This is a genomic window from Blastococcus xanthinilyticus (genome assembly GCF_008124835.1).
Classification (GTDB): Bacteria; Actinomycetota; Actinomycetes; order Mycobacteriales; family Geodermatophilaceae; genus Blastococcus; species Blastococcus xanthinilyticus.
This window is the reverse complement of the sequence record NZ_VNHW01000008.1, coordinates 117,619-140,572: the sequence shown is the minus strand read 5'-3', so window position 1 is coordinate 140,572 and position 22,954 is coordinate 117,619. Positions and strand designations below refer to the sequence as shown.

Annotated in this window: 21 protein-coding genes; 4 read left to right on the top strand and 17 right to left on the bottom strand. The window is 75.5% G+C overall.

Going from position 1 to position 22,954, the window contains the following annotated elements; all coding sequences use genetic code 11:
* Nucleotides 1-6 precede the first annotated feature (6 nt).
* The 4 genes from BD833_RS13600 to BD833_RS13585 all read right to left on the bottom strand — a co-directional run bounded on the left by BD833_RS13600 (nucleotide 7) and on the right by BD833_RS13585 (nucleotide 3,822).
* Nucleotides 7-948: a type II secretion system F family protein gene (locus BD833_RS13600; protein WP_166533676.1), complete on the bottom strand. Its 942-nt coding sequence runs from the start codon at nucleotides 946-948 to the stop codon at nucleotides 7-9.
* Nucleotides 949-961: 13 nt separating this feature from the next.
* Nucleotides 962-1,825 (bottom strand): type II secretion system F family protein, encoded by an 864-nt coding sequence (locus BD833_RS13595; RefSeq protein WP_166533675.1) that lies wholly within the window; start codon nucleotides 1,823-1,825, stop codon nucleotides 962-964.
* A gap of 13 nt (nucleotides 1,826-1,838) precedes the next feature.
* Nucleotides 1,839-3,059 (bottom strand): TadA family conjugal transfer-associated ATPase, encoded by a 1,221-nt coding sequence (locus BD833_RS13590; protein WP_243737654.1) that lies wholly within the window; start codon nucleotides 3,057-3,059, stop codon nucleotides 1,839-1,841.
* Nucleotides 3,060-3,312: 253 nt separating this feature from the next.
* Nucleotides 3,313-3,822: an OsmC family protein gene (locus BD833_RS13585; protein ID WP_166533673.1), complete on the bottom strand. Its 510-nt coding sequence runs from the start codon at nucleotides 3,820-3,822 to the stop codon at nucleotides 3,313-3,315.
* Between the two features lie 169 nt (nucleotides 3,823-3,991).
* Here BD833_RS13585 and BD833_RS23275 point away from each other — a divergent pair, with 169 nt between their 5' ends.
* The gene (locus BD833_RS23275) at nucleotides 3,992-4,126 is read left to right on the top strand and encodes a hypothetical protein (RefSeq protein ID WP_279536018.1); all 135 of its coding nucleotides are present in this window, start codon (nucleotides 3,992-3,994) and stop codon (nucleotides 4,124-4,126) included.
* A gap of 145 nt (nucleotides 4,127-4,271) precedes the next feature.
* Here the strand turns inward: BD833_RS23275 and BD833_RS13580 are convergent, their stop codons facing one another.
* From BD833_RS13580 to BD833_RS13530, 11 genes are all read right to left on the bottom strand, one after another.
* The gene (locus tag BD833_RS13580; RefSeq protein WP_166533672.1) at nucleotides 4,272-5,009 is read right to left on the bottom strand and encodes a DUF6572 domain-containing protein; all 738 of its coding nucleotides are present in this window, start codon (nucleotides 5,007-5,009) and stop codon (nucleotides 4,272-4,274) included.
* 90 nt (nucleotides 5,010-5,099) lie between these two features.
* Nucleotides 5,100-5,831: a hypothetical protein gene (locus BD833_RS13575; RefSeq protein ID WP_166533671.1), complete on the bottom strand. Its 732-nt coding sequence runs from the start codon at nucleotides 5,829-5,831 to the stop codon at nucleotides 5,100-5,102.
* Between the two features lie 65 nt (nucleotides 5,832-5,896).
* A complete protein-coding gene (locus BD833_RS13570) occupies nucleotides 5,897-6,562 on the bottom strand; it encodes a hypothetical protein (RefSeq protein WP_166533670.1) in 666 nt (221 codons plus the stop codon).
* The gene (locus BD833_RS13565) at nucleotides 6,559-7,005 is read right to left on the bottom strand and encodes a hypothetical protein (protein WP_166533669.1); all 447 of its coding nucleotides are present in this window, start codon (nucleotides 7,003-7,005) and stop codon (nucleotides 6,559-6,561) included. Before BD833_RS13565 ends, BD833_RS13570 begins: the two co-directional genes overlap by 4 nt.
* Before the next feature lie 85 nt (nucleotides 7,006-7,090).
* Complete coding sequence (locus BD833_RS13560; RefSeq protein ID WP_166533668.1) at nucleotides 7,091-7,297, bottom strand: EsaB/YukD family protein; 207 nt, start codon at nucleotides 7,295-7,297, stop codon at nucleotides 7,091-7,093.
* Entirely contained in the window at nucleotides 7,294-7,533 is a 240-nt protein-coding gene (locus BD833_RS13555; RefSeq protein ID WP_166533667.1) for a hypothetical protein, read from the bottom strand. The genes BD833_RS13560 and BD833_RS13555 overlap by 4 nt, the downstream gene beginning before the upstream one ends.
* 405 nt (nucleotides 7,534-7,938) lie before the next feature.
* Nucleotides 7,939-10,155, bottom strand: a complete 2,217-nt coding sequence (locus tag BD833_RS13550; RefSeq protein WP_166533666.1) for an acyltransferase family protein — start codon at nucleotides 10,153-10,155, stop codon at nucleotides 7,939-7,941.
* A gap of 221 nt (nucleotides 10,156-10,376) precedes the next feature.
* Complete coding sequence (locus BD833_RS13545; RefSeq protein WP_166533665.1) at nucleotides 10,377-11,627, bottom strand: MFS transporter; 1,251 nt, start codon at nucleotides 11,625-11,627, stop codon at nucleotides 10,377-10,379.
* A 249-nt stretch (nucleotides 11,628-11,876) separates the two neighbouring features.
* Nucleotides 11,877-13,352 (bottom strand): esterase, encoded by a 1,476-nt coding sequence (locus BD833_RS13540; protein WP_243737653.1) that lies wholly within the window; start codon nucleotides 13,350-13,352, stop codon nucleotides 11,877-11,879.
* 88 nt (nucleotides 13,353-13,440) lie between these two features.
* Nucleotides 13,441-14,979, bottom strand: coding sequence for an acetolactate synthase large subunit (locus tag BD833_RS13535; protein ID WP_166533664.1), 1,539 nt, complete (start codon nucleotides 14,977-14,979; stop codon nucleotides 13,441-13,443).
* Nucleotides 14,976-15,293, bottom strand: a complete 318-nt coding sequence (locus BD833_RS13530; RefSeq protein WP_208092642.1) for an EthD family reductase — start codon at nucleotides 15,291-15,293, stop codon at nucleotides 14,976-14,978. The genes BD833_RS13535 and BD833_RS13530 overlap by 4 nt, the downstream gene beginning before the upstream one ends.
* Before the next feature lie 242 nt (nucleotides 15,294-15,535).
* Here BD833_RS13530 and BD833_RS13525 point away from each other — a divergent pair, with 242 nt between their 5' ends.
* Nucleotides 15,536-15,832: a WXG100 family type VII secretion target gene (locus tag BD833_RS13525; protein ID WP_166533663.1), complete on the top strand. Its 297-nt coding sequence runs from the start codon at nucleotides 15,536-15,538 to the stop codon at nucleotides 15,830-15,832.
* Nucleotides 15,833-15,917: 85 nt separating this feature from the next.
* On the opposite strand, the gene BD833_RS13520 is transcribed toward BD833_RS13525, so the two are convergent.
* Both BD833_RS13520 and BD833_RS13515 read right to left on the bottom strand, forming a co-directional pair.
* Nucleotides 15,918-20,306 (bottom strand): FtsK/SpoIIIE domain-containing protein, encoded by a 4,389-nt coding sequence (locus BD833_RS13520; RefSeq protein ID WP_208092641.1) that lies wholly within the window; start codon nucleotides 20,304-20,306, stop codon nucleotides 15,918-15,920.
* Nucleotides 20,307-20,501: 195 nt separating this feature from the next.
* A complete protein-coding gene (locus tag BD833_RS13515) occupies nucleotides 20,502-21,437 on the bottom strand; it encodes a quinone oxidoreductase family protein (protein ID WP_166533661.1) in 936 nt (311 codons plus the stop codon).
* A 102-nt stretch (nucleotides 21,438-21,539) separates the two neighbouring features.
* Here BD833_RS13515 and BD833_RS13510 point away from each other — a divergent pair, with 102 nt between their 5' ends.
* Together BD833_RS13510 and BD833_RS13505 are read left to right on the top strand one after the other, a co-directional pair.
* Nucleotides 21,540-22,058 carry a toxin-antitoxin system HicB family antitoxin gene (locus BD833_RS13510; protein ID WP_166533660.1) on the top strand — a complete coding sequence of 173 codons (519 nt, stop codon included), beginning with the start codon at nucleotides 21,540-21,542 and terminating at the stop codon, nucleotides 22,056-22,058.
* A gap of 95 nt (nucleotides 22,059-22,153) precedes the next feature.
* Nucleotides 22,154-22,945, top strand: a complete 792-nt coding sequence (locus BD833_RS13505) for a DUF4097 family beta strand repeat-containing protein (protein ID WP_166533659.1) — start codon at nucleotides 22,154-22,156, stop codon at nucleotides 22,943-22,945.
* The last annotated feature ends 9 nt before the right edge of the window (nucleotides 22,946-22,954 follow it).

Genomic DNA, 22,954 nt, shown 5'->3' with positions numbered 1-22,954 from the left:
CGCGGCTCATTGCGAGAGCGAGACGATGCTGATCAGCCCCGGGAACAGGGCGAAGAGAACGGTCACCGGCAGCACCAGGAAGACGACCGGCACCATCATGGCGATCTCCTTGCGGCCGCCGGCCTCCAGCAGCCGGCGCTTGCCGGCCTCGCGGACGTCGGCGGCCTGGGCGCGCAGCACCTCGGCCAGCGGGGTGCCGCGCTCGATGGCCACGAGCAGCCCGTCGACGAACCGGGCCAGGGCGTCCAGCGAGGTGTGGTCGGCGACCTGCTGCAGCGCGTCCACGAGGGGGACGCCGGCCCGCGCCCGGCCCAGCGCGGCGCCGAGCTCGCGGGCCAGCTCGCCGCCGGAGAGCCGGGTGACGCGGGCGATGGCGGCGGTCGGGCTCTCCCCCGCGGTCACGGCCAGGGCCAGCAGCTCGGCGACCACCGGGAACTCGGCGAGCAGCAGCTCCTCCCGCCGGGTCACCTGCTGGGTCAGCCACCAGTCGCGGCCGAGCAGCCCGCCGACCAGACCGGCGACGCAGAGCAGCCCGGCCGAGAGCACGTTCAGGCCGCCGGCGGCGACCGAGCCGACCACCACGACGCCCGCGGCGGCCAGCAGGCCCAGACCGCCCCACACCACCTGCTCGATGCGGAAGTCCTCGACCGTCATCTGCCCACCGAGGGCGTCCAGCCGGCGGCGCACCGCGGCCCGCCCGCCGAGCACGCGGTCGATCACCCGCGCGCCGTTGGCGACCGAGGGGCCGGCGATCCGGCGGACCGCCGTCAGCATCCCCGGCGCGGTCGCGGTGCCCAGCAGCCGGGACGGCGGCGGGGTGTCGTGCACGTAGGGCGCCAGCCGGTCCACCAGGCGCACCGACCGGAACGGCGGCGCGTAGGTGATCAGCAGGACCAGCCCGGTGGCGGCCAGCAGACCGAGCAGCATGCCCAGCACGGCGGCGGTCACCGGAGGACCCCGCTCACTGGAGCACCCGCACGTCCTCGGGCAGCCGCCCGATCCGCAGCATCAGCCGGTAGGCGACCAGGCACACCGCTCCGCCACCCAGCAGGATCGCCGTGCCCAGCGCGGAGTCGTAGGCCGCCAGCGTCGTCGACTGCGTGGCCAGCAGCAGGAGCACCACCCACGGAGCCGCGACCGCCAGCCGGGCGGCCGACACCACCCAGCCCTGGCGGGTCTCCAGCTCGGCGCGGGCGCGGGCGTCCTCGCGCAGGAAGGTCGACAGGGTGCGCAGCACCCGGCCGAGGTCCGTGCCGCCCACCTCGCGGGCGACCCGCAGGGTCTCCACGATCCGGTCGCCGACCGGGTCGGCGAGGTCGTCCTTGAGCCGGTCCAGCGCGGTGCCGAACCGGCCGCTGGACCGGTACTCGGCGGCGAACCGGGCGAACGGCGGGCGCAGCACCTCGGGCCCTCGGGTGGACAGCGCCGTCAGCGCCTCGGGCAGCGACAGCCCGGCGCGGACGGCGGAGGCCAGGTTGTCGACGACCTCGGGCCACACCTCGCGCAGGTCGGCCCGCCGCTTGCCGGCCAGCCGCTGCACCTGCACGTGCGGCAGCAGGAAGCCGAACAGCCCGAACACCAGGCTGACCGTCACCGTGCCGGTGGCCAGCAGGACGACGACGGTGACCAGCAGCGCGAGCCCCACCTGCAGCGCGACCAGCTGCGCGCCGTTGATGCCGGTGAGCCCGGCGGCGGCCAGCAGCTGCTCGCGCTTGCCGGGCCGGCGCGGGTCGGTGCGCCCCCTCGGTGCGCGCGGGCCGCTGCGCCAGATCAGCAGCAGCCCCACGCCGAGGAGCAGCCCCAGGATGGCCCCGGACTCCGTCATCTCAGGTGCCGTGTCATGCGAGCAGCGCGGGCAGGTCGAAGCCCGCGGCGGCGAACCGCTCGGGGTGCGGCGGGTAGCCGTCGGCCCGCACCAGCCGGCCGTCGCGGCTGGTGAACACGTCGGCGGTCTCGACGACGCCGTCCTCGGCCCGGCCGGGCAGCGCGACGATCTCCCGCACCCGGCGCCGCCCGTCGGCGTCGGTGCCCGCGTGCACCACCAGGTCGACGCTCGAGGCGACGGTCGGGACGACGAACGAGGTGCCGATGTTCTCCCCCGCCAGCAGCGGCAGCGTGCACATCTTCACCACGGCCTCGCGCGCGCTGTTGGCGTGCAGCGTGCACATGCCGGGCAGCCCGGAGTTCAGCGCGATCAGCAGGTCCAGGCACTCTTCCTGCCGGACCTCGCCGACCACGATCCGGGAGGGCCGCATGCGCAGCGCCTCCTTGACCAGCCGGCGCAGCGGGATCTCCCCGGCGCCCTCGAGGTTGGGCTGGCGGGTCTGCATGGAGACGACGTCGGGCAGCGGCACCCGCAGCTCGAACACCTCCTCGCAGGTGATCACCCGCTCCCGGGCGGGCACCGCCGCGCACAGGCAGTTGAGCAGCGTCGTCTTCCCGGCCTGGGTGCCGCCGGAGACCAGGATGTTCAGCCCGGAGGCGACGGCGGCCTCCAGGAACCGGGCCGCCGGCGTGGTCAGCGTGCCGAGTGCGACCAGCTCGTCGAGGGAGTGCGCCTGCAGCACGAACTTGCGGATGTTCACCGCCATGTGCCGGCGGGTGATGTCGGGGATGACCACGTGCAGCCGGGAGCCGTCGGGCATCATCGCGTCGACGAACGGGGTCGACATGTCGATCCGTCGACCCGAGGTGCGCAGCATCCGCTCCACCAGGTCGGCCAGCTCGCCCGGCGCCAGGATCGTGGTGGTCAGCTCGCTGCGGCCGCGCCGGGCGATGAACACCCGCCCGGGCTCGTTGACCCAGATCTCCTCGATGTCGGGGTCGTCGAGGTAGCGCTGCAGCGGACCGAAGCCGGCCACCCGGTCCAGCACGTCCCGGACCACCGACTCCGCATCGCCGATCGGTGGCAGCGCCGACGTCAGCGACCGCTCGGAGTAGTCGGCGACGACGTCGCGCACCAGCAGCCGCACCGGGCCGGGATCGGTGAACGGGTCCAGCCCACGCCGCCGGATCAGCTCGCGGACCTCACCGTCCACGACGTCCAGAGCAGTCGGCACGCCCATCCCCCGTCGAGCCCGTTGATCAACCGACCGGACTGTAAGGAAACGGATCAGTCCGCGGGGGCGTCGTCAGTCGATCTGTGGACAGGAAAGGGCCCGTGCGGCGTCATGAGCACCCGGCCGGGTGAACGCACACGTCGGATCGCCCGGACCACCCGCATGCGCCTGAGCGCCGTTGTCGAGCCCGCCGTGACCGCCGGCATGCGCCTGGTCGCGGTCGACGTGGTCGGGCCGCGACCAGCGGAACGGGTCAGCCGGCGGCGCGGCGCACGGTGAGCTGTGGCGCGCCGGCCAGCGACTGCGCCACCACGCAGTACCGCTCGGTGAGCTGGGCGAGCTTCGCGAGCGTCGCATCGTCGGCGTCGGTGTCCAGCTCGGCGTCGACGGTGATCGGGCCGAGGCCGACCGGCACCTCCCGCGAGACGCCGAGCGTGCCCCGGGCGTCCATGGTGGCGCGCGCGGTGAGCGATGCCGACCGGATCTCGACGCCCATCGCCGTCGCCACGCTGCGCATCGTCACACCCGCGCAGGCCAGCAGCGCCTGCAGCAGCATGTCGCCCGAGCAGGCGTCCGAGCCGTCGCCACCGGTGGCGGGGTGGAACCCGGCGCGGGCCGGCCCCGCCCACGTCTGCACCGTGCACGTGATGCCCGGGTCGGCGAAGTCCGCGTGCGCCGCCATCTCCGCGCACGCCGACGACGGGTCGTCGCGGTAGCGCTGCTTGAGCGGGGCCTGCACTTCGCGCAGTCGTACGGCGTCCATCGGACCTCCCGGTGCGTTCCCGACCTCGGCGGGCGGCGCCCCCCATGGTCGCGGGTGGGGACGTGCTCCGCCAGGCGCGGCGTGGAGCGGCACGGCGTCGGAGGGCATGACAGGGCGTAGCGTCCGGCCCCACGGAGCCGGCCAGGCTCCCGATGAGGGAGCGCGCACCATGGGTGACAAGTCCCCGCGACAGTCGATGACCAAGGCCGCCGGAAAGTCGATCAAGGAGAAGCGGCTCGACAAGAAGGCGAAGGGTGCCCCGACTCCTCCGCCGGAGATCGTGGCCCGCAGCAAGAAGCACTGACGTCCCGCTCCGGTCGCCGACCCGGCGGCCGAGGTGCGGACGCCGGGTCGACGAGACCGGTCGCCGTCAGCTGCGCGCGAGCTCCCGACCGATCGGGTGACCCGCTGGACGACGCAGGCCCCGGACGGGCCGGAGCGGTGTCCGATCAGCCCTGCTCGCCGATCCGCTCCGCCCACCAGTCGGGCAGCGCACCCGGCGGCCGCGGGAAGTGCCGCAGCTCCTCGGTGAGCACCTCGGCCGCCAGCGGCTCGCCGACGGGCTCGATGGAGTAGTTGAAGCCGGGCTCCAGCTGACCGCTCTCCCGGTCCAGCACCAGCTGCACGCCGATCCAGGCGCCCTTCTCGGGCGTCCACATCAGCCGCTTGAGCTCGTCGAGGGCGTTGCGGACGTCCTCCGGACCGCCTGGCAACCGCACGTTCCCACTGGGCGTGGTGACGTCGAACGAGTCGCGCCGCTTGGGCCCGATGACGGTGGCGTAGTAGGTCAGCGACGTCCAGTCCGCCGGCGCGGCCTGCCGCAGCGAGGCCGCCATCTCCTGGAGGACGTCGACGTACGTGCGCTCCGGCATCTCCAGCAGCCGCCAGTCGACACCCACGCCGTCCTCGGCGAGTACCTGGCCGGCGACCTCGAGGATCTGCAGCACCTCGGCCGGCGGGTGGCTGGCGGTGTAGAGGACGACCGACATCGGCTCGCCGGGACGGCGCTCGTGGATCTGCCCGCTCTTCACCCCGTAGATGTAGGTGTTGAGCTTGACCCGCAGCTCCTCGGCGAGGGCGGGCGCCGCCTCCGGCGTGTAGGGCCGGTCCTCGGTGGCGATGAGGACGAGCAGCCCCTCCGGGGACCGGGCGATCTGGTCGACGGTGTGCGCTTCGCGGACGGACATGGGTCCATCCTGCGGGAGCCGTCCGGCCGACGCCCAGGCCCTGTGGACGACATAGCGACAGGTCACCCGATGGTGGACCGCCCGCGCCGGTCAGTCGAGGCGCATCGGCTGGACGGTGTGCAGCCAGCGGAGGAAGGCCTGCACCTGTTCGGGGCTGTCGACCTTCTCCTCCGGTCGCGCGGCGTAGCGCCGCAGGCGTTCGACCCCGCGGCCGGGCTCGCCGAGGAGCGCGTCCAGGACGCTCGCCGTGCGGACGACCGACCCGTTGCTCTCGTCCTCACCGCCGGGGTCGACCGCCGCGCGGACGAGTGCGACCGACGACCTGCTGTCCAGCCACGTCCGCACGGGCCCGTCGACGAAGGTCAGCAGGTCCTGCAGCGCCCGATCACCCTGCTCCTCGTCGTCGGCAGTCCACTCCAGCGGCTCGCTCCGCGCCGGGTTCTCCAGCCGGCCGAAGGTGCGCGTCGCCACCCGGTTGCCGAGACGGCCACGGTAGATCCACTGCCCCCTGGTGAGGGCGTCGTCCGGAGCGGAGGCGAACACCTCGTCGACGGCCGGGCAGACCACCTGGGCGACGCCGGACATCCGCACGGTCCCGTAGCGGTGCGTGTCGACGCCCACCACCAGCTGGGCCACCAGGGGCGGCTCCGCGAGCTCGCCGGACTGGAAGTACTGCTTCGTGCGCAGCCGCCGGAACCCACGTTCGGCCAGCGCCGTCCTGAGCCGCGCCTCGAGACTCTTTCGGAGTTCGCTGCCTCCGGTCATCGGCGGGAAACGTGCGGCGGCGATCCAGTCGTTGTTCTGCGGCTCGCGGACGGCCATGGGGTCATCCTCCGTGAGTCGTCGGGACGACGCCCAGGCCCTGCGGACGGCGTGGCGCCACCCGGTCAGCCGTCACGCGGCTCCACCGACTCCAACCAGCGCTCGAATGCCTGGACCCGTTCAGCGGTGTCGTGTCGCTGCGGATGCACTGCGTAGACCTGCAACCGCTGCCGAGCCGAAGGCAGGTCCCCGAGCACGGCATCCAGCGTCGCGACCGCGCGCACGAGGGCACCGTCGTCCGCACCCGGTCTCCCAGGGGCGACGTCTGCCCGCAGGGCGTCGCTGCCGGAACGGGCCTCGATCCATCGAGCGACGGGTCCGTCCACGAATGCCAGGAACTGCGCGACCGCCTCCTCGCCCTGCTCCGGTGACTCCGCCCGCCACGCCAGCGGCGAGCGGTGCTCGACCTCGTCCATGGCCCCGAACGTCTCCCGGGCCAGTGCGAAGGACAATCCGCCGGCGTTGATCTCCTGCACCGGGCTGAGGGCGGCCGGCGGCACGGAGCCGAGGAGCTCCTCCACCCACGGGCACACCAGCTCTCCCAGGCCGGCGACCCGGACATCGCCGTAACGGTCCACCTCGACGGTGACGAAGAGCCGCGCCTGGAGGGGCGGTCGACCGGTCAGCTCCTTCGTGAAGGGATCGTCCCCACGGGGCGGTGCGAACGAGCGTTCGGCGAGGCCCCTCCGCACTTCCGCTGACATCTGCCTGCTGAGGTCGCGGGGTTTCACCGTCGCGCCGCCCGCTCCAGGTTGGCCCGTGCCTCGGCCAGGAGATCGGCGTCCGGGACGACGCGGGTGTTCCACCGGTAGGTCATGACGCCGTCAACCTTCACGATGCCGGCCCGTGCGAGCTCCGCACGCGTCTGCTGTGTCACGCCGACCACGGGCTTGTCGTCGGCCAGGTGCGCATACCCGATCTCCTGGTTGGGGGTGTACCGGGCGCCAGGTCCGAACTTCGACTCGACCGCGAGGATCTGCCCTGTCTCCTGGTGCTTCACGATGAAGTCCGGGATGAAGTATCCCTTCGGGGTCTCGATCGCGACCCGCTCGACGATGACCTCGTACCCTTGCCGCTCCAGGTCGAGGCGGGTGAGCTCCTCGCCCAGCTTGCCCCGCGCGTGGGGCGTGGCACCGCCGTCGATCGGCCGGTGCTCGGCGTCCACCCCGTGCACCGCGTCGCTCGTCGTGAGATCGCTCTCGAAATCCTGCCTCGGCGCGCCGCCGAGGTTCTGCCCCGGCGCCTCCGGCGACGGCCCGTCACCGGGCGGCGGAGGCCCGTGCCCGAGGGAGGGCGCGGCCGTCGGGCAGGGTGAGGACGAATCCCTCCGGGGCGGCGCCGGCGGGCTCGTCGAGCACCTCCAGCACGTCGGGCAGGAGCACGCCGACGGCGGTGGTGGAGTCGACGGCGAGATCGACCCGGCGGCGGGTGCCGGCGAGGGTGATCCGGCTGGTGCGCGCGGTCACGGTGCCGCCCTGCTCATGCTGGCCGCCTCGCGGTCGGCGAGGACGCTCTCCAGGAAGCTCCACCCGACGCACCCCGCGCACCCGACCGCGGAGAGCACCAGGCCGACGACAAAGAGCTTGAGCGTGTCCCCGGCCGACCGCCGGCGACGCTCGCGTCCCCACAGCAGCGACTCGCGCAGCCGGCCGCGGCGGACGGCGACCGCCTCCAGCAGCTGCACGTCCAGGTCGCGGGTCATGATCGGAGCGTAAGGAACCGTCGCGTTCCGCGACCGGAAACGTGCTGCGTCCCCTCCACCCGAGGCAGGCACATCCCCTGAACGGGGGACACCGGCGTGGAGCGCCGGGCCGGCCGGCACGCAGCGCCGTTGCCCCGCGCCGGTCAGCGCACCCTGCGGGCAGCGTCACCGAGCCCCCGACGGGTCAGGTGCGGGAGTGCGCGGTCCAGCCACCGCTGCAGCCTGGCGGGCCGGGCTCGTGCCGACGGGTACGGACCGGCGCGTCCATCGACGGCTCGCCCTGGCGGGCACGGCGCGCCGCCCGCCACGGAGATCGTGGCCCGCGGCAAGAAGCACTGACGTCCCGCCCCCGTCGCCGACCCGGCGGCCAGGGTGCGGCCGCCGGGTCGACGAGACCGGTCGCCGTCAGCTGCGCGCGAGCTCCCGCTCGATCAGGGCCGCCATCACCGGCTGGAGGAACGACGCGTAGCCGTACGTCAGGTGGTTGTCGTCGCGGAACACCAGCTGGTTGCCCACGATGAGCGGGCACTCGGCCTCGGTGCAGAACAGCGGGGCGAGGTCGGCGTAGCTGCCACCGCCGGCCGCCGTGGCCTGCTGCTCCCCCGCGACGCCGCCGGCGTTCACCGCCGTGGCCCGGTCAGGGGTGCAGGCCGGCACCGACGACACGTTGGACGACAGGCAGGTCGGCACCACCGCGTGCGGATCGGGCACCCCGCCCAGCACGAGCACCCTGGAGCCGGCGGCCGTCAGGTCGGCGGCGAAGCGCCGGATGCTGTCCTGCCAGGCCGCGTCGTAGGTCGCGTAGCCGAAGTCGGCGCCGTAGCGGCGCGACATGGCGATGACCACCAGCGTCGGCGGCGCGGCCTTCAGCTCCTCGACGAGCGTCGTCCGCCAGCTCACGCACTCGGTGTAGGCCCGGCCCAGGTAGGGGCTGACGATCGGCAGGTCGAGCACCGGGCAGGTGACCTTGGACGCGAGGCGGAGGCGCCAGCCGTGCTCCTCGGCGGCCGGCTGGAGGGCCGGCACCCACTGCGCGGCGTGCGAGTCGCCGACCAGGGCGATCGACACCGGGGACGCCGGGTCGCCGTACTCGCAGTCGGGCTGGTCCGTCGCGGTCCAGGTGAGGAAGCAGCCGTTGTTGAAGACCTTCGGCACGTCGGCGCGGGCCTCGTCCAGGGCGGGCGTGAGGTTGGAGGGCACCTCGGTCATCCCGACGGAGCCGGCGACGACGGACTGCACCTGGGCGGTCAGATCCGCCAGGGCGACCTCGGTCGGGTCGGGCGCCTCGGCGACCGGCACGGCCGGCGGGGCTCCCGCGTCGGCGGGGACGTCCAGCTCCACCGCCGCCACCGCGACGCCCGTCCCCTCCGTCGACGGCACGGCCGCCAGGATCACCAGGGCGGCCACCACCCCGGCGGCGGTGGCCGCCCCACCCAGCGCCAGGCTGCGCCCTGCCGATCGACGCAGCGCCCGGGCGAACCGGACCGGGTCCTCGACGAAGTGCAGCGTGCCGATGGCCAGCCCGAAGGCGCCCACCGCGGCCCACAACCGGGCCGCCAGCGGCAGCTCCGCCCCCACCAGGTGCGGGGTGAGCACCAGCACCGGCCAGTGCCACAGGTACCAGGCGTAGGAGAGCCGCCCCACGTAGCGCAGCGGGGAGACCGACAGCAGGCCGCCCGCTCCCCGGCCGGGTGCCGCGCAGCCGGCGACGAGGACCAGGGCGGTGCCGAGCACCGGGATCAGCGCCGCCGTCCCGGGGAAGGGTGTCGATTCGTCCAGCACCGCGCAGCCGGCGACGACGGCGGCGAGCCCACCGAGCCCGGCGACGACGGCGGCCCCCTCGTGCAGCCGGCGCCACAGCGGCACGCCGAGGGCGACCAGTCCGCCGACGCCGAGCTCCCAGGCCCGGGACGGCAGCGAGAAGTAGGCCCACGGCGGCGATCCGGCGGTCAGCACCTGGGCGACGGCGAAGGAGACCAGGACGAGCGCCGCCAGCACGGCGACGAACGGGGTCGCCGACCGCCGGCCCGGGGTGCGGTGCCCCCCGAGGCGCCACGCCGCGGCCGCCGTCGCGATGAGCAGCGCCGGCCACAGCAGGTAGAACTGCTCCTCCACCCCGAGCGACCAGAAGTGCTGGAACGGCGAGGGCAGCGCGTCCTCGGCCAGGTAGTCGGTGCCCCGGACGGCCAGCACGTAGTTCGCGCCGTAGACCGACGCGGCCATGGCATCGACCAGGGCGGTGCGTGCCTCCAGCGGGGGCAGCAGCCACGCGGCCGCCGCCGCGCTGCTCACGAGGACCAGCAGGCCCGCCGGGAGCAGCCGCCGGGCGCGCGCACCGTAGAAGGCCGCCAGCCGCACCGTCCCGGTGGCCTGCACCTCCCGCCACAGCGTCCCGGTGATGAGGAAGCCGGAGATGACGAAGAAGACGTCGACGCCCACGAACCCGCCGGTGATCCCCGGCAGCCCGACGTGGAAGAGGACGACGGCGAGCACGGCGACCGCGCGCAGCCCTTCGATGTCGGGCCGGAAGTCCCGACGGGAGTGTCCCGCACCGGCCGGCGGATGCTGCACCTCCCGACCCGGGCGGACGAGAGCGGGCAGCGGTGGTGCGGGCGACGGCATGCGGGCGGCTCCTCGGGACGGCGCGGCGGGACGTGGGGCCGCACCGCACCCTCCCGGCCGACGCCCCGAGTGCACGCCATGGCGCCCGCACATGATCTTCCGGGACTTCCTCGCCGGCGCCGCCCGCGACTCGAGCCGCACGGCACGTCCGCACCACCGGTCCCACCCGCCCCCGAGGGCGACGTGCGGGCGGCCGGCCCGACGTCGCCGGGAGCCGTCGCCTACGCCTCCGGTGCCGCCCGCCGCAGCACCGCGGGCCGGCACACCGCGGCCGCCCCCGCCAGCACGACCGCCGTCGTCAGCAGGGCGGCACCGACCGAGACGAGGTCGGTCAGCGCCCCGTTGAGCGTCGCGGCCAGCGGCCGGGAGCCGACGAAGCCGACCAGCCAGAGCGCCATGATCCGGCCGATGTACGCCCGCGGGACGCGGGCGTAGAGCAGCGTGGTGACACCGTTCATGGCCAGCGTCAGACCGACGCCGCCCACCACGAAGGCGGTCACGGCCACCGGCACGTTCCAGCTCAGCGCCAGCCCCACCGCCGAGATCCCGAGCAGCACCAGACCGCTGGTGGCCAGCCAGGCGTGGTCCAGGTACCGCACCAGGCCCACCTGGACGAAGAAGCCCAGGAACGCCCCGGCGCCGAACGCCGACGCCAGCACCCCGACCAGCTCTGGGCCGCCCCCGAGGACGTCGGCCAGCGACGGACCGAGCGTGACGGCCGGATCGGCCCCGATGCCGACCGCGGTGACGCCGAGCAGCAGGACGCCCACCACCGGATCGGTGCGGAGGTAGCGGACGCCGTCGACGACCGACAGCCGCGGCCCCGGGGCGGTGGCGGCACCCGGCGTCCGGAGCCGGAACACCGCGCCCAGGAAGACGAGGTGGCCGATCGCGGCGAGCAGGAAGGCGACCCCGTAGCCGGCGCTCGCGGCCACCACCCCGCCGACGGCCGGGCCGACGGCGCGGCCGACGGAGAACGTCAGGTTGTCCAGCGCGACGGCCCGGGCGACCTCGCCGTCGCGCACCAGCGACGGGAGCAGCGCCTGCATCGCCGGCCCGCCGACGGAGAAGCCGAGGCCGACGACGAGCGCGGTCGCCATCACCACCCAGGGCGGCACGTCGGCCACGTCGGCGGTCAGCAGCACCCAGCCGGCGAGCACCGCCGCGCCCAGCGTGCACAGCGTGCGGCCGAGCAGGATCTGCCGGCGCGGGCTGCCCCGGTCGGCCATCGCCCCGCTCAGCGGGGTCAGCACGAGCTGCGGCACGAACTGGGCGAAGCTCACCAGCCCGACGAGGAAGGCCGAGGAGGTCAGCTGCCAGACCAGGGACGCGCTGGCGATGTTCTGGATCCAGATGCCGACGTTGGCCAGCAGTTTGCCCGCCCAGTAGGGCCCGAAGAGGGGGTCGGTGATCAGCCGCCGGGAGGGACGGGGGACGGCGGGCCCGGGTTCGGGTCCTCCTCCGCCGTCCACTGCCCCGCAATGTAGGCAGCGCCGCCGAGCGCCGCCCACCCGGGTCGGCAGCTGGCCGCCGGGCGCGCAGGTCGCATTCCCGCCGATATGCGCCTGCCGGCGGTGATGGGGGCCCGGATTACCGCCGGGAGACGCATCTCGGCGGAAACCGCCGCCGGACCGCGGCCACCCGGGACGGCCGAGAGCCCTCCTCCCCGGGTGGGGAGGAGGGCCCTCAGGTCATGCGGAAGTGCGGTGCGTCAGCGGGACCTACGGGGTCGGGCACTCCGCGTAGAACGCCCGCGTGCCGGTGCGCACCGGCGTGGTGAACTCGCAGCCGTAGTCCGGGTCGGCGACGACCTCGGGGTCGAGCACCGAGGCGCCGGCCGGCTTCACGCCGTTGTCCACCCAGTCCACCAGGTCGAGGAACTGGCTGGCCGCCTCCTCCGGGGTGTACTCGCAGTGCCCGGCGGCCCGGATCGGCCGCGTCACGAGCAGGTCGGCGTTGCCCTGGGCGGCGACGTCCCGCGCGTAGTACTGCTCCATCGAGAACGGGACGTAGTAGTCGCCGAGGGTGTGCGAGGAGAGCACCGGGACGTCGATGTCGCCGGTGATCGCCGGGACGGGGACCGACAGGTAGCGCGACCGCGTGCCGGGTGCCGGCGCGACCCGCTCCACCCGCTGGTCGAGGGTGGAGCCGTCCTCGAACGTGTAGTCGACCGGGTAGTCGGTGTCCTCGTTCGACCAGAGGGCGCCCTGCGTCACGCCGTCGAGGCCACCGGGCTCGCCGGTGACGACGCCGTAGACGAAGTTCTGCCCCTCCCAGTACCCGAAGGCCTCGTCGTCACCGGGGCGCTCGCCGCCGGTGATCGCGGTGATCAGGTCGCGGAAGGTCTCGCCCTCCTCGGTGAGACCCGAGTACACCGGGGTCGGCGTGGTCGGGGTGCCGAGCGCGGCCTTGAACTGCGGCACGGCCTGCGAGAAGTACTCCGCCTGCGACGGGAACGGGTAGGCGTCGACCTCGGACAGCGTCTGCGCCAGCAGGTTGTAGTCGAGGAAGAAGTCGTAGAGCTCGTAGTCGCCCATGACGCCGCACATGGGGGCCGCGCCGTCCCACTCGACGCCGCGGTCGCGCTCGAGCAGCGTGCCGATCACGTGGCCGCCCATCGAGACGCCCTGCAGGAAGCGCTGGTCGGCCCGCGCGACGCGCGCGTCGAAGATCTGCGCCAGCCGCTCGGTGGCGAGGGCACCGGCCTCGATGTCGTAGCGGTTCTCCCCGTAGGAGGACGCCGCCCACGCGTAGCCGTTCTCGATGTAGGTGCGCCGCAGGTCGTAGCTCGGGTCGCTGACGTAGACGGTGGTGCCCGTACCGCGGTACCCGTGCTCCCAGAAGACGACGTCGCCGTTCCAGTCGATCGGCACCTCGATGCGGTAGGCCGAACCGCGGTCCTTGCCGTAGAGCACCTTGCTGATCGGGTTGCCGGCCTCGTCGGTCAGCGGCACGAACTCCTGCCCCTGCTGGCCGTTGACGTAGTCGTACCTCGGGTCGGCGACGGTCCAGCGCAGGTTGTAGGCCTGCTCCTTCGGGGAGACCTGGACCGGCTGCCAGTCCGGGTGGGCCTCGTCAGTGGATCCCGCGGCGGCGGGACCGGCGGCGGCGAACACGCCGAGGCCCACGCCCGCCGCGACGGCGAGCGGGACCAGGCGGTTGCGGTGCAGGGACAAGAGCGACTCCTTCGTCGGCACTGTGGGGCTCCTCACAGGAAGCAGGCCTTGTCTACCCCATCCGCGGAACGGACGGGTACCCCGCCCTCGGTCCCGCCGACGGCACCGGTCAGCGCAGGACGGCGTCGATCAGGTGCGGCCCCGGCTCGGCCAGGGCCGCCCGCAGCTGGTCGGCCAGCTCCTCGGCGGTCGTCGCCCGCGAGGCCGGCACCCCCATCCCCTGCGCGAGGGCCACGAAGTCCAGCCCGGGGCCGCCGAGGTCGAGCAGCTTCGCCGCCCGCTCGCCGTCCCCGGCCGCACCCACCCGCGACAGCTCGTGCTGCAGGATCGCGTAGGAGCCGTTGTCGCAGACGATCGTGGTGATGTCGGCCTCCTCGCGGGCGTGGCTCCACAGCGCCGAGATCGTGTACATCGCGCTCCCGTCGGCCTGGATGCCGATCACCGGCCGGTCGGGGCAGGCCACCGCGGCGCCCAGGGCCATCGGCAACCCGTCGCCGATCGCGCCGCCGGTCAGCGCCAGCCAGTCGTGCCGGGGCGCACCGGAGGTGAGCTCCATCAGGCCCACCCCCGAGGTCAGCGCCTCGTCGACGACGATCGCCCGCTCGGGCAGCAGCGCGCCGATGACCGCGGCCATCGCGCGCGGGGTGAGCTCCCCGGTGGGCAGCTCGGGACGCGAGGCCTCCAGCAGCTCCGGCCGCGCATCCGGGGCGGCGAGCTCGGCCAGGGCCCGCAGCGCCGCGCCGCCGTCCTCCCCCGGCTCGCTCAGCACGTGCACGGTGCAGTCCTCGGGCACCGGGTGGCCGGGCACGCCCGGGTAGCCGAAGAAGTGCACCGGGGCGGTCGCCCCGGCGAGCACCAGGTGCTTCGTGCCGGCCAGCGCCGCCATGGCCATCTCCGGCGGGTAGGGCAGCCGGGCGACGTCGGGCAGACCCGCGCCCCGCGCGGTGCGCGCGGGGAACGTCTCGGTCATGAGGCGGGCGCCGGTCCCGGCGCTCACCTGCCCGGCGGCCAGCAGGCCGTCCTCGGTCACCGCGTCGGCGCCGAGGAACAGCACCGCGGGCTCGCTCCCGGCCAGCACGGCGGCCACCTCCTCGACGACCGAGGGGGCCACCCGCGGGCGCGGGCGGGCGGGGAGCGGCCGGGCGACCTCCGCGCCCTCCTCCCACGACACGTCGGCCGGGAGCACCAGCGTCGCGATCCCGCCGTTGGCGATCGCGGCGACGGCCTCGGCGGCGTCGGCGGCCACGTCGGCCGGCGCCAGCGACCGGCGCACCCACGAGGAGAAGGTGCCGGCGACCGCGTCGATGTCGGACTCCAGCGGCGCGTCCAGCCGCTTGTGCGAGCGGGCGTGGTCGCCGACCACGTTGACCATCGGCGCCCGGCCGCGCCGCGCGTTGTGCAGGTTGGCCAGCCCGTTGCCCATGCCCGGCCCCAGGTGCAGGAGGGTCGCGGCGGGCCGGCCGGTCATGCGCGCGTAGCCGTCGGCGGCACCGGTGGCGACACCCTCGAAGAGGGTCAGCACCGCGCGCATCTCCGGGACGTCGTCGAGCGCGGCGACGAAGTGCATCTCCGACGTGCCGGGGTTGGCGAAGCAGACGTCGACGCCGGCGTCGACGAGGGTGCGGATCAGTGCCTGCGCGCCGTTCACGCGCCGCTCGCCTGCTGCACGTCGAAGTGCACCAGGGTGACGCCCCCGGTGGCGAAATTGGCGAGGTCGGCGCCCGCGGCGCGCCCCTCCGGGGAGGCCATCGACTCCCCCATCGCCGCCTCGGAGTCGAAGTCCAGCTCCGCCACGAGGTAGGGGCCCTCCTGCCGGGGGTCCAGGGGCCGGGCGTGGCCGTAGGTGAGCCGCACGAGCCCGGGCTGCCGCAGCGCCAGCGGTGCGTGCACCTCCCGGTAGTACGTGTCGAACGCCGCCGGGTCGGCCGGCTGTCCGTAGCTGACCACGAGCCTGTGCACCATCGCGCCGAACCTCCCGGAAGCGGCCGGGCCCGCTGCCCGGAGCCGCCCCTGCACCCAAGCAGGTGCCCGGTGGGGTCCGCGACCCCGACGGGTCCGGCCGGTGCGACGACGCCGGCGCACCGTTGTCCACAGGCAGCCGGCGGAGCCCAGCGGGCCGCGCCGCCGGGTGGCTACGGTCCCGCGCAGACCCACTCACCCCCGGTGCGACGTCCGCTACCGGGCCTGTTCGGATTGGATGCGCCATGGCGAACGTGAACGTCACCTACCAGCAGATGGAGGACGCGGCCGGCCGGCTGCAGGCCGGCCGTACCGAGATCGACGGCATGCTCGGGCGGCTGAAGAGCCTGGTCGACCAGCTGGTCGCCGAGGGCTACGTCACCGACAGCTCGAGCCGGAGCTTCCAGGCCTCCTACGAGGAGTTCGACTCCGGCGCGAAGAACACGATCGCCGGCCTCGACGGCATGGCGCAGTACCTGAACCAGGCCGCCGCCACCTTCCGCGACGCCGACACCCAGCTGGCCGGTGCCCTCGGCCGCTGACCCGGCACCGCACCGCGGAGGCCGCCTCGCACCCGCGAGGCGGCCTCTGTCGTTCCCGGCCGCGGTCGCCGCGCCGGGACCGGGGTCAGCGGTCGCCCGGCGGGGCGGGCACGGCCACCGTGCGCAGCGCGCCGTCGCCCAGGTGCAGCAGCCCGCGCCCGGGCTGCACCGGCCCGCCGACGGCGCCGCGCGGCACGCGGATCCCGATCAGGTCGCCGTCGGTGCTGCCCTGCGGGGACAGCAGCACGCCCTGCCGGGCCCGGCGCACGTCCACCTGCCACCCCGACAGCCCGGTGCAGATGCCGTCGGCGCTGCCGGCGAGCACCAGGCTGCGCCGCGGCCCGGCGTAACCCCGGGCCACCTCCCGGAAGACCTCGCCCGCCGGGCAGTCGCGCAGCACGTCGCCGTCGTCGAGCAGCAGCACGAGCGGCCGGCCGGGCTCGGCCGCGAGCAGCTCGCGCCAGCGGTCGGCCGGCGTGGCGGGGTCCTCGACCACCGCGACCACACCGGGACGTCCGGCCAGTGCCCGCAGCGGTGAGGCCTTCGGCGCGCAGACGGCGACCCGCGTCCCCCGGCGCAGCAGCGACTCGGCCATGACGGCCAGGACCGAGCTCCGGCCCGACCGCCCGGGGCCGGCCACCACGAACGCCGGGGCGCCCCCGACCAGGTCCGGCCCGACGGCGGCGAGCTCGTCGCCGCCGACCCCCACGAGGGCGAAGCCGGCCCCCGCCCCGGCCGGGCGCAGGTCCTCCGCCGCGTCGAAGGTGATCCGCGCGGGCAGCACGTCCACCCGGAAGGGGCGGGCCGGTCGCGGCACCAGCGCGTCGCGCACGTGCGCCGCCTTGGCGATCTCGGCGATCGCGGCGGCCTGCCCCTGACCGGACTCGTCGTCGGCGAGCAGCGCCACCTGCGTCTCCACGGCGCCGTCGACCGCGACCGCCCGGCCCGGCGGCATGGCGTCGGGCACCTGGCGGCCGGGAACGCCGACGAGCGGGTAGTCGCCGCGGTCGGCCAGCCGCATCACCAGCTTGCCGTCGGTGAGCGATGCCAGCCGGGCGGTGCCCAGCGACCGGTCGCCGGTGATCACCACCGAGACCCCCACCGACGCGCCCTCGCGGACGATCGACAGGAGGACGTCGGTGAGCCGGCCGCCCTCCACCTCGCCGAGCGTGGGGGTGAACCCCTCCCAGCGGTCGAGCAGCAGGAGGACGTGCGGCAGCCGCTCGCCGGCGGCCGTCCGCCGGCGCTGCTCGGCGATGTCGGCGAACCCGCCGTCGGCGAGCACCTGCTGACGCCGTTCCAGCTCCCGGGAGAGCCGGTCCAGGAGTCGCACCGCACGCTCGGTCTGGGTGCGGGTCACCACCGCGCCGCACTGCGGCAGGTCCGCCAGCGGCAGGAGCGCGCCGTTCCCGCAGTCCAGCGCGTACAGGTGCACGTCGCCGGTCGAGCAGCGCGTTCCGACGGCCCCGGCCAGGGTCCGGAGCAGCTGGGACCGCCCGCTCTTCGGCGAGCCGATGACCAGCAGGTGCCCGTCGGCGGCGGGGTCGAAGACGGCGATCCGGCGCTCCTGCCGGGCGGGCAGGTCCTGCACGCCGTAGGGCAGCCGCACCGGTGCCGGGGCGTCGGTGGGCGGGGCGTGGGCGGGCGGGGCGTCCAGGTCGGCAGCGAGCACCCGGTCCGGCAGCGGGTCCAGCCAGGGGCTGCGCTGCGCGGGCACCTGCTCGGCGGTGGCGGCGCCGCGCACCGCCTCGACGAGCACCGACAGGTCGGTGAGCTCGACGTCGGCGGGCCGGTCCGCCGCCCGCGGCGTCGCGGGCGGGGCGTAGCCCACCTGGTGCCAGCCCAGCGGGACGACGAACGGCACCGCCGCCGCCACCGCGCCCTGGCCCGGCCGGCGCCCGCCGATGCGGCCGGCCTGGAAGGGGACGAGCGCGCCGTGCCCGAGCCGGGCGAACCCGCGGCCGGGCGCCGACTTGGGGATGCGGACGGCGTCGGGGGCGTCGAGCACGTCGGTGCTGTCGGCGGCGTCGGTGACCCGCAGCGAGATGCGCAGGTTGGTGTTGGCCCGGATCTCCGGCGAGACCACGCCGCTGGGCCGCTGGGTGGCCAGGACCAGGTGGATGCCCAGCGACCGGCCGCGCTGCGCGATGCCGACCAGGCCGCTCACGAAGTCGGGCAGCTCGCGCGCCATGGAGGCGAACTCGTCGATCACGATGAGCAGCCGGGGCAGCGGCGGGAGCCCGGGCTCCCGGGCCCGGAGCTCGAGGTGGTCGTCGATGTCCTTGACCCCCGCGCCGGCCAGGACGTGCTCGCGGTAGGTCAGCTCGGCGGCGAGCGAGGTGAGCGCCCGCTCCACGAGGTGGGCGTCGAGGTCGGTGACCATGCCGACGGTGTGCGGCAGGCGCACGCAGTCCTTGAACGCGCTGCCGCCCTTGTAGTCGACGAGCACGAAGTTCAGCGCGTCCGGGCGGTTGCCCACCGCGAGCGAGGCGATCATCGTCTGCAGCAGCTCGGACTTGCCGGCACCGGTCGTGCCGGCGACCAGGGCGTGCGGGCCGTCGGTGCGCAGGTCGAGGGCGAAGCTCCCGTGCAGGCCCGCGCCGGCGACCAGCCGGGTCGTGCGCCCCTCCAGCTGCCAGCGCGCCCGGATCCCGTCCACCGTGGGCGGCTCCAGGCCGAGGACGTCGAGCAGCCGCACGCTGTCGGGGAGCACCTCGTCGTCGTCGGCGAGGCTGACGTCGCGCAGCGGGGCGAGGGCGCGGGCCGCGGCCTCGGCCAGGTCGGCCGCCACCGGCTCGGCCAGCACCCCGTGGACCGCGTCGGAACCGCTGCGCCGCACCGAGAGCAGCGCCTCCTCCGCCGGGTCGAACACCGCCGTGGCGGTCGCCGCCTCGGGCAGGAAGCGCTCCTCCTCGTCCGCGCAGACGGCGTAGACCCCGACGGCCGGCCCGTCCTGCAGCACCTGGGCCAGCCCGGGCGTCGTCCGCAGCGGGCGGTAGCCGTGGACGACCAGCACGTGCGCGGGGAACGACTCCGGCTGCGCCCGCCCTCCGCCGGAGGCGGCGGCGTCCCGGCGGGCCTTGACCAGGGCGACGAGCTCGGCGACGCGCGTGGAGACCGTCTCGGGGTCGTTGCCGACGAGGGCCACCGGGCCCTCGCCGCCGGCCGGGCGGGCGTGCGGCAGCCAGCGCACCCAGTTCCAGTCGTCGCGCCCCCGCGGGGCGAGCACGGTCAGCGCGAGGTCGCGCGGCGGGTGGTGGACGGCGAGCTGCAGCACCACCCAGCGGAGCAGCCCGGCCAGCGGCCCGGCGGGCCCCGCGAGGCCGAGGACGCCGGCCTCCCGCAGCGGGACGACGGCCGGAACCGCCGGCACCGTGCGCTGCTCCGACGGCTCGCCCCGGCCCGAGCGCTCGGTGACCACGACCCGGGCCGGCAGGTCCGCGGCGCCCAGGCGCAGGTCGAGGGCGTCGGGATCGTCCCGCCGCCGCTCCCACAGCCGGCGACCGGGCAGGACGGCGGTCAGCAGCGCCTCGGGCGGATCGGGGTGGGCGACCCGGCGGCGGGCGGTCTCCTCGCGCAGCGCCGTCTCGATGCGCGCGAGCGCGCGGGCCAGCTCCCGCTGGTGCTCCTCGCGCGCGCGGCGGTCCTCGCGGGCACCCTGCCGGCGGTCGGCCACGGTGTTGCCCACCATCATCAGCGGCCCGGCGACGGCGAACACCAGGTACAGCGGCGAGCGCATGACGGCCGCCAGCACGACGCCGACGACCACCGGCGCCAGGATCATCACCAGCGGGAAGCGGCGGGGCTCCCGGGCCCTGGGCTCCTGCGGCAGCTCGATGCGCACCTCGCGCTCCGCCGGCAGCAGGCGCGGCGCCCGCACGAAGGCGCGGGCGCCGGGCCCGGCGGGCTCGACCGCGGCGTCGGAGGTCCGTGCCGGGCCGATCTCCAGCTGGGTGTCGCCGAGCCGCACGAGCTGCCCCGGCCGCACCTCGACGCCGTCCTCGTCCCCGGTCACCGGCTCGCCGTCGAGCAGGGTGCCGTTGGCCGAGCCGAGGTCGCGCAGGGTCGCGCCGTCGGGGCCCATGCGCAGCAGCGCGTGCCGGCGGGACATCGACCGGTCGGCGAACCCGAGGTCGCTGCTGCGGCCGAGCACGTGCTCGCCGACGGGGAGGTCGGCGACCAGCCCGCTACCGGGCCCGCTTCCCACCCGCAGCTGCCAGCCGCGGGCCGTCGGGCCGGCCGGCGCGGCGGGCGCCGCCGACAGGTGCACGACCGCGCCGTCGACCAGCGCGCTCTCCCCGACCGGCTGGTCGTCGTCCTGCCGGACGCCGGACAGCCACAGCCCCTCGGCGGGCACTCCCGCCACCCGGCCCAGCTCGGTGGCCACCCGGCGGACCGGCAGGTCCTCGTCCACGTCGACGGCGACGTCGAGCAGCGTGCCGTCGGCCTGGCCGACGCTGAGCTGGACGCGCACCGCACTCCTCCCGACCGCCCCCGTCCCCGTCCCCGTCCGCCGGACGCTCCCGGGCGGCCCGGTCCGCCGCGGCCGATGTCGCCGAGACGGTAGACCGGCAGCTCGGACCGGGGCCATCGGCGGCTGTGGAAAACCCCCGGTCGCGGGTCACCCGCACGGGCGCCGCGCGCACGCGCGCGGCGCGGGAGGCATCGGTCAGAAGGTGAGGACCAGCCGCCCCCGTACCCCGCCGGCCGCCAGCACCCGGTGCGCCTCGGCGGCCTGCTCGGCCGGGAACGTCCGGGCCACCCGGAGGGTCACCGCGCCGTCCTCCACCTGCTGGCGGAGCCGGTCGAGCGCCGGCCGGTCGGTGGCCACCCGTCGCACGAGGGTCGGGAAGAAGCGCAGCCCGCGCTCGCCGTTGCCGCGGTAGCCACGGACCGTGGCCACCGCTCCCCCGTCCCGGACGGCGGGCAGCACCTGCTCGTCCTGCACCGAGCCGTCGGCCAGCCCGTCGACGCCCTCGGGGACGTGCTCGCGGATCCGCGCCGCGACGTCCTCCCCCCGGCGGACCACGAGATCCGCGCCCAGGCCGCGGACGAGCTCCTCGTCCGCCTCCGACGCGTCCGCGACGACGGTCAGCCCGTCGGCCTTGGCCAGCTGCACCACGTAGCCGCCGTAGGCGCCGGCCGCGCCGGTGACCGCGAGCACCTGCCCCGGCCGCAGGCCCATGAGGTCCAGCGAGAGCCGCGCGGTGAGCCCGTTCATCGGCAGGGTCGACGCCTCGGCCGCGGTCGCGCCCGCGGGCGCCCGCACCACCGAGTCGCCCGGCAGCACCTTGTCCTCGCGGTAGCCGCCGTAGGGCCCGAAGGGCACGACGATCCCCATGGCGAGGTCCCCGACGGCGAGGTGGTCCACACCCTCGCCGACCTCTGCGACGGTGCCGGCGACGTCCATGCCGGGCACCCACGGCGGGGTCTTCACCGGGTCGCGGTCGGCGTAGGCGCCCGAGCGGGCGTGCGTGTCGGTCGGGCTGACCGCGGCCGCCCGCACCCGCAGCCGCACCTGCCCCGGCCCGAGGGGCTCGGGCTCCACGTCGACGAGGTGCAGGGCCTCGGGCCCACCGAACTCGGTCACTCCCACGGCACGCATGGCCCCCTGCCTACACCTCCACGGACGCCGTGCACGGTCGTGACATCACCCTGACGTCACTGCTGCTTGCGCGTGACGCCATCGTGGTGTCATAGTGACGCCATGGACCTCACACCCTTCGTCGACCAGCTCCGCCGCGACCTGCTGACCGCGGCCGATGCCGGCGGAGAGGAGGCCCGCGCACTGGCGGAGCGGCTCACCGCCCCGCTGGAGTCCTCGGTCCGCCTGGCGCTGCTCAGCGCGCTGTCCCAGGCGGCCGAGGAGATCACCGCCCAGCTCGCCCCCGGAACCGTCGACGTCCGGCTCCGCGGCAGCGACCTGGGCTTCGCCGTCACCACACCCCCGACCGAATCGTCCGCCGGCCCCGCCGCCGGGGCGGCCCCGAAGGCCGAGACCCCGACGGTCGATCTCGACGAGGGCGGCACGCTGCGCATCACGCTGCGGCTGCCCGAGCAGCTCAAGGCCCGGGTCGACGAGGCGGCCACCCGCCTCGGCGTCTCGGTGAACACCTGGTTGGTCCGCGCCGTCGCCGACGCCGTCGTCCCCGGGCCGGGTCCCTCGGCCGAGCCGCGTCGCGGTCGCCGCTCCTCCGGCTCCCAGTACACCGGCTGGGCGCGCTAGCGCCCGGCCCCGCACCGCGCACCTCGCACCTCGCACCTCCGACCCCGGCCGACCGGTCCGGGGGCGATCCCCCCTGCCCCGAGGAGGGCGCAGCCATGCCCACGTTCGACACCCCCGAGCCCATCGCGGCCCGCATCGAGGTCGTCCACGGCGCCGTGCAGGTCCGCGCGGAGGACCGGCACGACACCACCGTCACCGTCCGCCCGCGCAACGCCGCCAAGCCCGGCGACGTCGCCGCCGCCGAGCAGACCCGGGTGACCTTCCGCGACGGCGAGCTGCTCGTCCGGTCCACCACCCGGCCGCGGCTGCCCTTCTTCGGGTCGAGCCCGGAGATCGAGGTCGACGTCGTCCTGCCCGCGGGCTCCTCGCTCGACGTCCGCACGACCGCCGGCGACATCACCTGCACCGGGCGGCTCGGCGCCGCCGAGCTGGAGAGCAAGTACGGCGCGGTCCGCATCGACCAGGCGAGCAGCCTGCGCGCCCGCTGCGCCAGCGGCAACATCTCCGCCGCCACCGTCGACGGCGAGACCGACGCGACCACCGCCTACGGCGACGTCCGGGTGGGCGAGACCGCCGGCCCGGCCCGGCTGGAGACCGCCTACGGCAACGTCACCGTCGACCGGGCGCTCGGGTCGCTCACCGGCACCACCAAGTACGGCCAGCTGCGCGTGGGCCAGGCCGTCCGCGGCACGGTGGTCCTGGAGACCGCGTACGGCGAGGTCGAGGCGGGCGTGCGCGAGGGGACGGCGGCCTGGCTCGACGTCTCGGCCGGTGCCGGCCGCGTCCGCAACCTGCTGACCGAGACCGAAGGCCCCGAGGGGTCCACCGAGACCGTCGAGATCCACGCCCGCACGTCCTACGGCGACATCCTGATCCGCCGGGCCTGAGAGGAGCGG

Coding starts and splice junctions, on each gene's coding strand:
- BD833_RS13595 (WP_166533675.1), bottom strand. CDS start 1,825: ATGACGGAGTCCGGGGCCATCCTGGGGCTGCTCCTCGGCGTGGGGCTG.
- BD833_RS13585 (WP_166533673.1), bottom strand. CDS start 3,822: ATGGACGCCGTACGACTGCGCGAAGTGCAGGCCCCGCTCAAGCAGCGC.
- BD833_RS23275 (WP_279536018.1), top strand. CDS start 3,992: ATGGGTGACAAGTCCCCGCGACAGTCGATGACCAAGGCCGCCGGAAAG.
- BD833_RS13580 (WP_166533672.1), bottom strand. CDS start 5,009: ATGTCCGTCCGCGAAGCGCACACCGTCGACCAGATCGCCCGGTCCCCG.
- BD833_RS13575 (WP_166533671.1), bottom strand. CDS start 5,831: ATGGCCGTCCGCGAGCCGCAGAACAACGACTGGATCGCCGCCGCACGT.
- BD833_RS13555 (WP_166533667.1), bottom strand. CDS start 7,533: ATGACCCGCGACCTGGACGTGCAGCTGCTGGAGGCGGTCGCCGTCCGC.
- BD833_RS13550 (WP_166533666.1), bottom strand. CDS start 10,155: ATGCCGTCGCCCGCACCACCGCTGCCCGCTCTCGTCCGCCCGGGTCGG.
- BD833_RS13530 (WP_208092642.1), bottom strand. CDS start 15,293: ATGGTGCACAGGCTCGTGGTCAGCTACGGACAGCCGGCCGACCCGGCG.
- BD833_RS13525 (WP_166533663.1), top strand. CDS start 15,536: ATGGCGAACGTGAACGTCACCTACCAGCAGATGGAGGACGCGGCCGGC.
- BD833_RS13515 (WP_166533661.1), bottom strand. CDS start 21,437: ATGCGTGCCGTGGGAGTGACCGAGTTCGGTGGGCCCGAGGCCCTGCAC.
- BD833_RS13510 (WP_166533660.1), top strand. CDS start 21,540: ATGGACCTCACACCCTTCGTCGACCAGCTCCGCCGCGACCTGCTGACC.
- BD833_RS13505 (WP_166533659.1), top strand. CDS start 22,154: ATGCCCACGTTCGACACCCCCGAGCCCATCGCGGCCCGCATCGAGGTC.